The following is a 12,679-nucleotide window of genomic DNA, read 5'->3' as shown; positions in this document are numbered from 1 at the left end:
CAAGAGCGGGGGGGAAGGGGGGGGGGGGGGGGGGGGTGGGGTAGGGGGGGGAAGGGGGGGGGGTTGTTTTACTTTTGTGGTCCCCCCCCCCCTCCGACGCTCAGCTCAGCGGATCAGCCGCCGAGTTGTCTGGCTCAGGCGGTGAAGCGGATCCGTCGGCGGCGAGCCATGAAGAAGAGCACGGCACCCACGGCGAGCAGGGCGACCGCACCGGCGGCGATGCCACCGGCGGCGACACCGGTCAGTGGCAGGCTCGGCCCACCGCCACCGGTACCCGGGGCGGCGTCACAGTCCTTCGGCTTCTCCCAGGCGATCGGAGTGGTGTCGTCGAGGCCGTCCGCCTTGGGGGTGACCACCAGGCCATCGAACGCCTTGAACTCGATGATCTCGGTGGCGCCGGGCTGCACGGTCCTGGTCTGGGCGTCACCCTTGTTCGGGGTGAGGGTGACCTCGAAGGCCTTACCGTCCTTGGGGTTCGCGAACCCGAAGACGAGCTTGTCGCAGGTCGACTCGTACCCGGCGGTGGGCTCGCCCGGCTTCACGCAGTCCTCGGGCTGGGTCCAGGTGTAGGAGTCGCCGATGGCCTTGTCGCCCTCGCTGACCGTGATCTTGCCAGCCTTGCTCGGGACCTTGAGCGCCTTGGTCTCGCCCGGCGCGAGCGTGACCTCCTCGCTGAAGCCCGTCGCCTTCACCGTGAGCTTCGCGGGCGCGGTGGCGTCATTGCCGTTGCCCAGGGTGACGGTGACGACGCCGTCGCAGTCCGACGCGAAGCTGGCCGTCGGGGCGGTGGTGGGCGCCGGCGGCGTGGCGGTCTCGCTCGGAGTCGGCGTCGGGCTCGGGGTGGCCTCGGAAGGGCTGGGGCTCGGGCTCGGGGTCGAGGTCGGGTGGCAGTCGCCCTCGAGCTTCACCGTTCCCGTGTGGCCCTTGGTCTCCGCGTACCCGTCGCTCCAGGTCGCGGCCACGGTCAGGGTCGCCGAATCCGCGCCGGCGGGGACCTTCTGGACGCCGTGCAGCGGCGTGTTGACGGCGTAGTCCTGGCCGGTCTCGAACCCGGTCAGCGTGGTGCCGGCGGGCGTGAGGTTGATCTCCCGCAGCCGGAACGACGTCGCGTTGTAGTGGACCATGCTCTTCACGGTCCAGTTGACGACCCACTCGCCGTCGATGCAGGTCGCCGTGCCCGAAGGCTCGGTCCAGTGGGCGCTGGCCGGGGCGGCTACCGCGACCGCGGCCGTGAGGCCGGCGAGCGTGGCCCCCACGACGGCGAGCGGTCGCCGGAGCGACAGCTTGGGACGGATCACGCGTGACTCCTGAGGGGTGGAAGCGTTCGGGGCGCGGCGCGTGGGGCGGTGCAGGAGGTCACCACCGGTATCGGTGGGACCTGCGACGACGCCTCCCCAACGCCGTAAGCCGGCAACCCGCAGCCGGCACAGCGCCAGACCTTAGCCGCTACCGTGGGGCTGGCGCGATCTTCAGGAGCCGCTAAGGCCGATGTTATGCATTCGTGATATTCGTTCGACTATGCGTGTAGGGTTCCCCCGTCCATCCATGACTGAGGGTGATGTATCGCCACTCCAGTCACACCCGTATCGTCGTAGCGACCTCAGGAGGAGCGCAGTCGATGACCCGGATCGTGGCCGGCACCCTGGGTGGCCGACGACTGGCCGCGCCGCCCGGCGGGCGCACCCGACCGACCTCCGACCGGGTCCGGGAGGCGCTGTTCAACGCCCTGAGTGCATCGACTGATCTCGACGGAGCCCGGTTCGCCGACCTGTACGCCGGATCCGGGGCGGTCGGCCTGGAGGCGTACTCGCGAGGGGCCGAGCACGTCCTGCTCGTCGAGTCCGACGCCCGGGCGGCGCGGACGATCCGGGAAAATGTGGCGGCAATGCGGGCGGCGCCCGCCGTGCGGTTGGCCGCGGCGCCGGTGTCCGGCGTGCTGGCGGCCGGCCCCGAAGGCGGCCCGTACGACGTGGTCTTCGCCGACCCGCCGTACGCGCTGTCCACAGATGAACTGAACGCGGTCCTCGCGGCGCTCGTGGCGGTGGACTGGCTCGCCCCGGACGCCATGGTGGTGGTCGAGCGGTCCACCCGGTCCGGGCCGGTGACCTGGGTGCATGGCATCACTGCGGAGCGAAGCCGCCGGTACGGCGAGTCCACCCTTTGGTACGGTCGTCGATCATGAGACGCGCGGTGTGCTCCGGGTCGTTCGACCCGGTGACCAACGGTCACCTCGACATCTTCGGCCGGGCCAGCCGGCTGTTCGACGAGGTCATTGTCGGGGTGTTCATCAACGAGTCGAAGCGGAGCCTGTTCACCGTCGACGAGCGGATCGAGATGCTCGGTGAGGTCACCAGGACCTTCGGAAACGTACACATCTACGCCTTCCGGGGACTGGTGGTCGACTTCTGCCGGACGTACGAGGCGAATGTCCTGGTCCGTGGCCTGCGCGCGGTGAGCGACTTCGACTACGAGCTCAAGATGGCGCAGATGAACATCGGCCTGGCCGGGGTCGAGACGCTGTTCATGCCGACCAACCCGCTCTACTCCTTCGTCTCCTCCAGCCTGGTCAAGGAGGTGGCCAAGTGGGGTGGGGACGTGTCGGCGCACGTCCCGGACGTGGTCAACCGGGCCCTGCGGCGCCGGCTGTCGACGCCACCGGACTGACTGGGCGACGGCGACGCGCCGGACGGCCGTCGATCGGAGCGACTCCCGGACCCGGACCGCATCATGGTCCGGTGGACCCGCATCATGTGTGTCGGGCGGACCCGCGTCATGGGTGCGGGGTCAGCCGGGTCCGACGCCGCATCATGGGAGTCGACATGATGGGGATCGGCCCGGCCGGCGGCCGCCCGGCGCTCGGGGTACGAACGACAGGAGTGAGGTACCGGTGGACCCGCTCGACCGCATCGACGAGCTCATCGCCATGGTGGAGGCGGCCCGATCCGTCCCGATGTCCCGGAACAACTGCATGGTGGACCGGGGCGAGATGATCGCCGCCCTGGACGATCTGCGCGCCGAGCTTCCCGCCGACCTGCGTCGGGCCGCCGCCCTGCTGGAGGAGCGCGACAAGATCATGGAGGCCGGCAAGCGCGAGGCCGACCGGATCATCAACGAGGGTGAGGCGGAACACGCCCGGCTGGTCTCGATGAACGAGATCACGGTGTCGGCCGAGCACGAGGGTGCCCGGATCATCGCCGAGGCCCGGACCGAGGCGCAGCGGCTCCGGGAGGAGGTCGACGACTACGTCGACACCGCCCTGGCCAACTTCGAGCAGTTCCTGACCCGTGCCCTGGCCTCGATAGAGCGGGGTCGGGACAAGATGCACGCCCTGCGGGAGATCGGAACGTTCGGCGACGAGGCGGATCGCCCACTACCCTTCTGACCGCTTGAGCCGATCCACCCGGCCGACCGTAGCGAGCCGGGGGTGTCCCGACGCCAATTGTCGGGTTTTCGCCGGGCCTGCCCACGTCGGGAGCAAGCCTGACCGCCCAGAGTGGGCAGGTCCGGCGAAAACCGGTGCGGAAGCCCGGTGCGGAAGCCCCGGTTCGACGCCGGGGCGCGCCCTCGGGTAACCTGTTACGTCGGCCTCTACCAGGCCGGAGTCTGATTATGCCGAAAAATCTGCCGACCCACCTCGACCCCAGGTCGCCGCTGGTCCTCGATACGAGGGACCTACCGCGCCGGCCTGGTGCCTTGCGTACGGTCAAGCGGGTGGTCCCGGCACCGCCGGACCTCGGCCTGGAGTTGATCAGCGTGCCCGAGGGCGCGGACCTGAGCCTCGATCTGAGGCTTGAGTCGGTGTCCGAGGGGGTGCTCGTCTCCGGGAGCGTCAGTGGCCCGGTCACCGGCGAGTGCGGTCGCTGCCTGCGCGAGATCAACGACTCGGTCACCGTGACGGTTCAGGAGCTGTACGCCTACGAGAACAGCACCACGGACCAAACGGCCGGGGAGGACGAGGTGGGTCGGATGCAGGGAGACCTGATCGACCTGGAACCGGAGGTGCGGGACGGGCTGGTGCTCGCGCTGCCGGCCAACCCGCTGTGCCGTGCGGACTGCCCGGGACTGTGCCCCGAGTGCGGGGTGAACTGGGACGACCTGCCGGCCGACCACCGACACGAACAGCTCGACCCGCGCTGGGCGGGCCTGTCGCAACTGAAAGAGGAGTAGTAACCGTGGCCGTCCCCAAGCGCAAGATGTCGCGCAGCAACACCCGGTCCCGCCGGGCGCAGTGGAAGGTCGCGGCGGTCGCGACTGTCGCGTGCCCGCAGTGCAAGAGCCCGAAGCTGCCGCACTCCGCCTGTGGCGTCTGCGGCACGTACAACGGTCGCCAGATCATCGAGGTCTGACGCTGGACGCGACGCATCCGACCGCGGGTCGGGCGCACGCGCCCCGGCGACTCCCCGGAGTTCCGGCACCCGCCGACGGCGACCGCGATCTCGCGGTCGCCTCGGCGGACCCGGACACCGTGCGGATCGCCGTCGACCTCCTCGGCGGGGACCATGCTCCCGCCGTCGTGGTTGACGGCGCTCTGCGAGCGCTGGCGGCCGACGCCGCCCTCTGTCTACTGCTGGTCGGCCCCGCCGAGGTGGCCGACCAGGTGGTCGCTGCCCTCGCCGTGCGCGACCGGGTCCGCGTCACGGTCCGGCTGGCGCACGGGCTCGTGGCGATGGGCGATGATCCGACCCTCGCCACCCGGGCCGAGACCACCGTCAGCACCGCGGTGCGCGAGGTCGTCGCCGGCGCGGCCGACGCCGTCGTCTCGGCCGGGTCGACCGGGGCGACGGTCACGGCCGCCGTCCTCGGGTTCGGCCGTTGGCCGGGGGTACGCCGGCCGGCTCTCGCCGCCACGCTACCGGCGCTGGCCGGTCCGGTGGTGCTGCTCGACGTGGGCGGTTCCCTGGAACTGCGACCACCCACCATGGTCCGCCACGCCGTGCTCGGCGCGGCCTACGCGGCGGTGGCGCACGGCGTGTCGAACCCCCGGGTCGGGCTGCTGTCGATCGGCACCGAGGCCGGCAAGGGCGACCGGACCCGCCGGGCGGTGGACGCCGCACTGTCCGCCGAACCGCTGTCCGCCGGTGCCCGCTACGTGGGGCTGGTCGAGGGGTACGACGTGCCGAGAGGTGGCCGGGCCGACGTGGTGGTGACCGACGGTTTCACCGGCAACGTGTTGCTCAAGGGCATCGAGGGGGCGTACGCGATGGCCGGCGGCCCACCCGAGCGCGGGGGTGCTCCGCGCGCGGCCGCGCTGCTCGGCGTCGACGGCACGGTGGTGGTCTGCCACGGCGGGGCGGACGGCGCCGACATCGCCTCCGGGGTCGCCCTCGCGGCGGCGCTGCACCGGCGTACGGCGGTGCCCCGGGTCCGCGCCATGTTCACCGATCCAGTCCGGGACATCCCGGCCGACTCCGAGGTATCCGCATGACGCACAGCAAGCGCCGCCGGGCTCCGGTGGGCCATCTGGAGGCGGCGTTCGGGGTCACGCTCGACCCGGAACTGCTGGAACGCGCCCTCACCCACCGCTCGTTCGCGTACGAGAACGGCGGGCTGCCCACCAACGAGCGGCTGGAGTTCCTCGGGGACTCGGTGCTGGGTGTGGTGATCACCACGGCGCTCTTCCACAACCATCCCGACCTGCCCGAGGGCCAGCTCGCCAAGCTGCGGGCCAGCGTCGTGAACATGCGGGCGCTGGCCGACGTGGCCCGCCGGCTCGGCCCGGCCGGGCTGGGGCCGTACCTGCTGCTGGGCAAGGGCGAGGAGGCCACCGGGGGCCGGGACAAGGCCAGCATCCTGGCCGACACCCTGGAGGCGCTGCTCGGCGCGATCTACCTGCAGTACGGCCTGGAGCCCACCGCCAAGGTCATCCATCGGTTGTTCGACCCGTTGATGGCGGAGTCGGCCGGCCGGGGCGCGGCGCTGGACTGGAAGACCAGCCTCCAGGAGCTGACCGCGGCGCTCGGCCTCGGCGTGCCCGAGTACCGGATCGACGACACCGGACCCGACCACGCGAAGACCTTCACCGCCTGGGTGGTGGTGGCGGGCAACCGGTACGGCGGCGCCGACGGGCGGAGCAAGAAGGAAGCCGAACAGCGGGCCGCCGAGGCGGCCTGGCGGACGCTCTCCGAACAGGTGGCCGACCCCACCGTCACCCCGTCGACCGAACCCACCGCACCCGCCGAGTACGACAACAATCACGCCGACGCCGAGCCGCACGCCGACATCGAGCCTCGCGCCGGCCTCGACGGTCGCGCCGCCCCTGAGCCTCGCGCCGACGATGACGCGGACGCCGAGCCCCGCGCCGACGGTCGGGCCCGCGCCGACACCGGGAGTGGCCCGGAGGCTGCGGGTGCCTGAACTGCCCGAGGTCGAGACCGTCCGGCAGGGGCTGCGGACCTGGGTGACCGGCCGCCGGATCGACACGGTCGAGGTACGTCATCCCCGGGCGATCCGTCGGCACCTGCCCGGCGCCGACCACTTCGCGGCGGTCCTCGCCGGACGTACCGTGGTCGACGTCCGGCGCCGGGGCAAGTACCTCTGGCTGCCGTTGGACAGCGGCGACGCGGTCGTCGGGCACCTCGGCATGTCCGGTCAGCTGCTCATGCAGCCGCCCGACACCGTCGACGAGCCGCACCTGCGGGTCCGGTTCCGCTTCGCCGACACCGGGCCCGAACTGCGCTTCGTCGACCAGCGCACGTTCGGCGGGTTGGCGGTGTCGGCCGGCGGCGCCGAACTGCCGGTGGAGATCGCGCACATCGCGCGGGACCCGATGGATCCCGAGTTCTCCGACACCGCTTTCGTGGCGGCGGTGCGCCGCCGGCGTACCGAGATCAAGCGCGCCCTGCTCGACCAGACCCTGATCTCAGGGGTGGGGAACATCTACGCCGACGAGGCGCTGTGGCGGGCGAAGCTGCACGGCACGCGGCCCACCGACGGGCTCAGCCGACCGGCGGTGACCCGGCTGCTCGGACACGTCCGGGACGTCCTGGGCGCGGCCACCAAACAGGGCGGGACCAGCTTCGACGCCCTGTACGTCAACGTCAACGGCGAGAGCGGTTACTTCGACCGATCGCTCGACGCGTACGGCCGGGAAGGGTTGCCCTGCCACCGCTGCGGTACGCCGATCCGGCGTGAGGCGTTCATGAACCGTTCGTCCTTCAGCTGCCCCCGCTGTCAGCCCCGACCCCGGACTCCGGCTCGGGGTTGACCCCCGGTCCCGGTTCCGGGAAGAGCGCGGGGCGTTCCCCGATGTCCCGCCGCCGTCGCGTTCCTAGCCTCAACTGGACGACAGCGTGAGGTGAGGGGGAGCCCGCGATGGGCAAGAGACCAGTGACCGTCCGGTTGGCCCGGTGGAGTGCCGAGCATCCGTGGCGGGCCGTCGCCATGTGGATCGTTTTCGTGGCGGTCTGCTTCGTCGGGGGCAACGCCGCGGGCCTGACCGAGGCCACGGATCGGGACCAGGCGATCGGGGAGGCCGGCCGGGCCAACATCATCGTCTCGGACGGCAGGTTCAGCGACCCGGCCGTGGAGAACGTCCTGATCACGTCCCGGGACGGCAGCCTCGACCAGGCCGCGGCCCGGTCCGCGGCCACCGACGCCACCGACCGGCTCCGGGCGACCACCGGCGTCGCCTCGGTCGGCGCGCCGGTACCGGCCCGGGACGGCACCGCGCTGCTGGTGCCGGTGACCCTCAGCGGGGACCCGGAGAACGCCGAGGACCGGGTACGACCGTTGCTGGACGCCACCGCGGCGGTGCAGGGCGCCCACCCGGAGGTACGGGTGGAGCAGGTCGGCGGGGCGTCGATCGGCCAGGCCCTGGACGACACGCTCGGCAAGGACTTCAAACGGGCGGAACTGCTGAGCCTGCCGGTGACCCTGGCCATCCTGCTGGTCGCGTTCGGCGCGTTGATCGCCGCCGGCGTACCGGTGCTGCTGGCCCTCTCCTCGGTGGCCGCGGCCATGGGACTGTCCACCCTGGCCTCGCACCTCGTCCCGGCCACCGACACCACGGCCAGCGTGATCCTGCTGATCGGCATGGCCGTCGGGGTCGACTACTCGCTGTTCTACGTGCGGCGGGAACGGGAGGAGCGGGCGAAGGGTCGCGCCGGACTCGACGCGGTGGAGATCGCCGCCGAGACGTCCGGGCACGCCGTCGTGGTCTCCGGCATCGCGGTGATCATCGCGATGGCCGGGTTGTTCCTCGCCGGTGACGTGGTCTTCTCCTCGCTGGCCGTGGGGTCAATCCTGGTGGTGGCGGTCGCCGTCATCGGTTCGCTCACCGTGCTGCCGGCGTTGCTGGCCAAGCTGGGCCGCTGGGTGGACCGGCCGAGGATTCCCCTGCTGTGGCGGCTGACCGCGTCGCGCCGGGGCGCCGACGGGCGTCCGACGGCACCCCGGTTCTGGCCCGCGGTGCTGCGTCCCGCCCTGCGGTCCCCGCTGGTCACCCTGGTGATCTCGGTCGGTCTGCTGCTGGCGCTGGCCGTACCCGCGCTCGGCATGAAGCTCAAGTTCCCCGGCCCCGAGGATCTGCCGCGGACGACGTCGGTGATGGTGGCGTACGACCGGCTCACCGCCGCGTTCCCGAGCAACGGCACCAGCCACACGGTCGCGGTCCGGGCGCCGGCCGCCGAGGCCGATCAGGTCCGGGCGGCGCTGACCGACCTGGCCCGACGGGCCGCGGCCGATCCGTTGTTCGCGCCGATCGAGCAGGGCGGGCCGAAGATCGAGGTCTCGGCCGACCGGACCGTGTCGGTGCTTCAGGTGGCCACCCCGTACTCCAGCCGGACCGACGAGGCCAAACGGTCGCTCGACGAACTGCGGGACCGGTTCGTACCGGGGACCGTCGGCACCCTGCCGCACGTCGAGTACGCCGTCGGGGGTGACATCGCGGGCAGCGTGGACTACGCCGCGCACATCCGGGCCAAGCTGCCGGTGGTGATGGCCTTCGTGCTGGTACTGACGTTCCTGGTGATGACGCTGACCTTCCGGTCGGTGGTGGTGGCGCTGACCTCGATCCTGCTCAACCTGCTGTCGGCCGGCGCCGCGTACGGGCTGCTGACGCTGGTCTTCCAGGGTCACTGGGCCGAGGGTCTGCTCGGGTTCACCTCGATGGGCGCGATCGTCACCTGGCTGCCGCTGTTCCTGTTCGTGGTGCTGTTCGGACTGTCGATGGACTACCACGTGTTCGTGGTCAGCCGGATCCGCGAGGCGGTGCTGCGGGGCGTGCCGACCCGGGCGGCGGTGGCGCACGGCATCACCAGTTCGGCCGGCGTGGTGAGCAGCGCGGCGATCGTGATGGTCGGGGTGTTCTCGATCTTCGCGACGCTGAGCACGATCGACATGAAGCAGCTCGGATTCGGGCTGGCCGCCGCGATCCTGCTCGACGCCACGATCATCCGGGCAGTGGTCCTGCCGTCGCTGATGACCCTGCTCGGCAGGGCGAACTGGTGGGCCCCGCGCTTCCTGCGCGGGCGCGCGGCGCGCGTGCCGGACTCGCCGAGTGTCCCGCCGGCGCCCGAACCGGAGCTGGTCGGCGTCCGCTGACGGCGTCCGACCGCGCGCCGGCCGTCCGATGAGGATGGACGACCGTCGCGGGCCGCCGGGGACCGGGTCCGCCCACGGGGGTGGCGGACCCGGTTCGGCGGTGGGGGGATCGTGTCCGTTCCGTGGGGGTGGCGGGCGCGGTGGGGGGATCGTGTCCGTCCCGTGGGGGTGGCGGGCGCGGTGGGGGGATCGCGTCCGTCCCGTGGGGGTGGCGGGTGCGGTGGGGGGATCGTGTCCGTCCCGTGGGGGTGGCGGGCGCGACCGGGGCCGGGTGCGGGGCGGCACCCGGCCCCGGCATGCCTGCCGGCCGCGGCCGGTCGCTGTCCCGGGTCCGGCCGCTGCCTGGGATCGGTGGCTGTCCCGGGTACGGTCACCGTCCGGCCCGGCGCCGCCTCGGGTCCGGTCGTCATCCCGGTACGGTCATCCAGCCCGCTCCGGCACCGGCTCTGAGGGCGCCGGTTCGGAGAGTGCCGGGTCTGAGGACGCCAGGTCTGAGGGCGCCGGTTCGGAGAGCGTGGGGTCGGAAGGCGTGGGGTCGGAGGGCGTCGGGTCGAGGGGCGGCCGGACCGGGCAGGGCTCACGCCAGGCGTCCAGCTCGCGGTTCTTGCGCATGGAGGCGAAGCCGAGCGGCGCGGTGACCGCGCAGAAATCACCCTCGGTCTCCGCGTACTCGACGTGCAGCACCGGTTTGCCCGCCTCGACGAAGGGCGTCAGCAGATCGCATTCGGCGAACCGCACGCATTCGGCGTCGAGCGCGAAGTCGTACTCGGGCACCAGCTCCGCCACCTGCGGGAGGTCGCCCACCAGGCCGGCGGACATGCTCACCGAGTGGGCCAGCCTGGCCAGCCGGCGATCGAAGTCGAGTTGGTCGACGGGACCGAGCGGGAAGCCGGTGTCGTACCGGTAGCCGTCCGTTCCCGCGAAGGCCACCGCGTCGAACCGCTTGCTCAGGCAGAGCCGGAGCCGGTCGGCGAGGATCGGTCGCAGCAGGTCCCAGCGGCGCACGTCCAACCAACGCGCGCTGGCGCCGCCCCGGGCCGCCCGAGGTTCGGCCGGTACGGCGGTGCCGAGCACCTCGGGCGGAAAGCGCTCCGCGTCGGGACGGTCCAACTCGTACCGGCCGGCGTCGAGGTAACAGACCAGCCGGCGGTACGGGGCGAGGAGCCGGCGCGGCGCCAGTCGCCGGGTGACCTCGGCGGTGGTGGTGAACGGGTCGAACACGAAGACCTGGGCCGGCATCGCGCTGTCCGGTTCCCCCGTGAGCTGCCACTGCCAGGTCAACGCCGCGCGGGTCGGCCACGGTCGGGGCGCGGGCCCGGCGCCGGATCCGCAGCCGGCCAGCGGCAGCAGCGTCACCACGGCGAGGGCGGCGAGTGGACGGCGCGCCATCGGCGGCTCCCGGGCCGTGGTGGTCGGTACCCGGTGACCGGACGACGGCCACCGTCGTCCGGGACAACGACGCCGACCCGCCGAGGCAACGCCCGCCGGGCCGCGGCGATCGCTCGGACGCTGGCCGGGTCAGCCGCCGAAGTCCTGCGTCCAGTACAGCCGGCCGTCTGATCCCTTGGCCACACCCACCCCGATGTCGTGGAATGAACAGTTCAGGATGTTCGCCCGGTGCCCGGGGCTGTTCATCCAGCCGTCCATCACGGCCGCCGGGGTGGGATACCCGTACGCGACGTTCTCGCCCATCGTGCGGCCCGAGTAACCGGCCCGGGTGATCCGCTGGTCGAACGTGCTGCCGTCGCTCCCGTCGTGCGACATCTTGTTGTGTGCCGCCTGGTCCTGGCTGTGCAGCCGGGCGGCGGTCATCAGCGCCGGATCGGCGGCGACGTTCCCGCAGCCGGCCTTCGCGCGTTCGGCGTTGACCAGGTCGATCACCTGCTGCTCCTGGCTGGTCGCCGGACCGGTGGCGGTGACGCCGGGCCGGGAGCCCGTGCTCGAACCCGACCGGGTCGTGCCGCGATCGGCCCGCTGCGGCGCGGACGTGGCCCGGCGGGTCGGCGCGGGCGCGACGCGCCTGGGGCTGGGTGAGGTGGCCGGGGCCGGCCCGGCACCCGCGCTGGCCGTCGCCGGGTCGGTGGAGGGCGGCGCCGGCTCTCCGGACAGGTCCGTACCGTCGGTCGAGGTTGTCCCGCCGTCCGTCGCGGCGGTGGTCCGGGCGTCCTGGTCCGGGCCCGACCGCAGCGTCATCGCGCCCACGCCGACCATCACGGCGAGCGTGGCGGTGGCGGCGGCACCGGCCAGCAGCACCGGGCGGCGCATCCGGCGCGGGCGCTCCGACTGGTGGCCGGCGACGTCCCGGCCCGCGCCGGGCCAGCCGGCGTCGTCCCGACCGGCACCGATTTGTCCTGTGCTGGGCCAGCCGGCGTCGGTCCGGCCGGCACCGTCGTGTCCTGGGCCGGGCCAGCCGGCGTCACCCTGGCCGGCGCGGGACCAGCTGGTGTTGTCCCGGCCGGGACCGGGGGCGTACGACGCCGTGCCGGAGGCGTACCGGTCGGTGTCGCGGGCGCCTGTGGCGTACCAGCCGGTGCCTGCGGCCGCGCTCTCGCGGTCGCCGGCGTGTCGCCCGGCGGGGGAGACGGGCCGACCGTACTCCCGGTTGTGGCCGTAGGGGTCGCCGTCGTACCCGACCGGAGCGGTGGGCATCCGGTGGACCGATGTCTGCCCGTCCGGGTCGGATCCGGGTACGTCCGGCCAACCGGAGGAGGCGTACCGGTCGACCGCCGGGAAAGCGGCGGGCCACCGGTCCTCGTCACGCGGCTGGTACGGGTCGGTCTCGGCGTGGCGGTGCCGTGGCTCCTGGTAGGGGTACCCGTCCACCGGGTCGGGCGAGTGGCGCACCGCGTCGAACCACGGGGCCCGGTCCGGCTGGTCCGCCGATCGTCGGTGACCCCGGTCAGGGTCGATCGGGTCGTTCCACCCGTCCACGGGTCGCTCCTCCTGCTCGCGTTCACGCTCGGCCGGTGCGGACGCTACGACCTGACCGCGGCGTCGGCAATCTGGCTAAGGAAGAGATAAGGCGGCCAAAAAGATGGGTGATGGCCGATGGATGGCGCCGCTCGTACTACAATTCCCAGTGTCCGGACACTGATCCCGTCCGAGTCTTGCGGCGATCGGCCGGGTCGGGCCGGTTGAC

11 protein-coding genes and 1 pseudogene are annotated in these 12,679 nt (G+C 72.6%); 9 read left to right on the top strand and 3 right to left on the bottom strand.

The genetic code is table 11. The annotated features are described in order from the left end of the window. Positions 1–134: 134 nt before the first annotated feature. The gene (locus ACXN5W_RS27140) at positions 135–1,298 is read right to left on the bottom strand and encodes a cell wall anchor protein (protein WP_473161227.1); all 1,164 of its coding nucleotides are present in this window, start codon (positions 1,296–1,298) and stop codon (positions 135–137) included. Between the two features lie 320 nt (positions 1,299–1,618). Between ACXN5W_RS27140 and rsmD the strand changes: the two genes are divergently transcribed. From rsmD to ACXN5W_RS27095, 9 genes and pseudogenes are all read left to right on the top strand, one after another. Continuing rightward, positions 1,619–2,182 (top strand): 16S rRNA (guanine(966)-N(2))-methyltransferase RsmD, encoded by a 564-nt coding sequence (rsmD, locus tag ACXN5W_RS27135; RefSeq protein WP_473161226.1) that lies wholly within the window; start codon positions 1,619–1,621, stop codon positions 2,180–2,182. Next, on the top strand, positions 2,179–2,664 hold the full coding sequence (coaD, locus tag ACXN5W_RS27130; protein WP_473161225.1) for a pantetheine-phosphate adenylyltransferase: 486 nt from the start codon (positions 2,179–2,181) through the stop codon (positions 2,662–2,664). The genes rsmD and coaD overlap by 4 nt, the downstream gene beginning before the upstream one ends. Before the next feature lie 223 nt (positions 2,665–2,887). Further along, positions 2,888–3,382, top strand: coding sequence for an ATP synthase subunit B family protein (locus tag ACXN5W_RS27125; protein WP_473161224.1), 495 nt, complete (start codon positions 2,888–2,890; stop codon positions 3,380–3,382). Positions 3,383–3,609: 227 nt separating this feature from the next. Continuing rightward, complete coding sequence (locus tag ACXN5W_RS27120; protein ID WP_473161223.1) at positions 3,610–4,167, top strand: YceD family protein; 558 nt, start codon at positions 3,610–3,612, stop codon at positions 4,165–4,167. 5 nt (positions 4,168–4,172) lie between these two features. Then, positions 4,173–4,346: a 50S ribosomal protein L32 gene (gene rpmF / locus ACXN5W_RS27115; protein ID WP_473161222.1), complete on the top strand. Its 174-nt coding sequence runs from the start codon at positions 4,173–4,175 to the stop codon at positions 4,344–4,346. Positions 4,347–4,465: 119 nt separating this feature from the next. Further along, positions 4,466–5,425: a phosphate acyltransferase PlsX gene (locus tag ACXN5W_RS27110; RefSeq protein WP_473161221.1), complete on the top strand. Its 960-nt coding sequence runs from the start codon at positions 4,466–4,468 to the stop codon at positions 5,423–5,425. Then, positions 5,422–6,129 (top strand): annotated as a pseudogene (gene rnc / locus ACXN5W_RS27105) (ribonuclease III); the annotation flags it as partial. The gene ACXN5W_RS27110 and the pseudogene rnc, both read left to right, overlap by 4 nt. A 217-nt stretch (positions 6,130–6,346) precedes the next feature. Further along, the gene (gene mutM, locus ACXN5W_RS27100; protein ID WP_473161220.1) at positions 6,347–7,204 is read left to right on the top strand and encodes a bifunctional DNA-formamidopyrimidine glycosylase/DNA-(apurinic or apyrimidinic site) lyase; all 858 of its coding nucleotides are present in this window, start codon (positions 6,347–6,349) and stop codon (positions 7,202–7,204) included. A 107-nt stretch (positions 7,205–7,311) separates the two neighbouring features. Then, positions 7,312–9,540, top strand: a complete 2,229-nt coding sequence (locus tag ACXN5W_RS27095) for an MMPL family transporter (RefSeq protein WP_473161219.1) — start codon at positions 7,312–7,314, stop codon at positions 9,538–9,540. A gap of 420 nt (positions 9,541–9,960) precedes the next feature. Here the strand turns inward: ACXN5W_RS27095 and ACXN5W_RS27090 are convergent, their stop codons facing one another. Further along, a complete protein-coding gene (locus ACXN5W_RS27090) occupies positions 9,961–10,929 on the bottom strand; it encodes an endo alpha-1,4 polygalactosaminidase (RefSeq protein WP_473161218.1) in 969 nt (322 codons plus the stop codon). Positions 10,930–11,058: 129 nt separating this feature from the next. Then, the gene (locus tag ACXN5W_RS27085; RefSeq protein WP_473161217.1) at positions 11,059–12,471 is read right to left on the bottom strand and encodes a CAP domain-containing protein; all 1,413 of its coding nucleotides are present in this window, start codon (positions 12,469–12,471) and stop codon (positions 11,059–11,061) included. Between the last annotated feature and the right edge of the window lie 208 nt (positions 12,472–12,679).

The organism is Plantactinospora sp. A48 (genome assembly GCF_055793945.1).
Note: the sequence above shows the minus strand (reverse complement) of the source record. Positions and strands in the feature narration are given on the sequence as shown.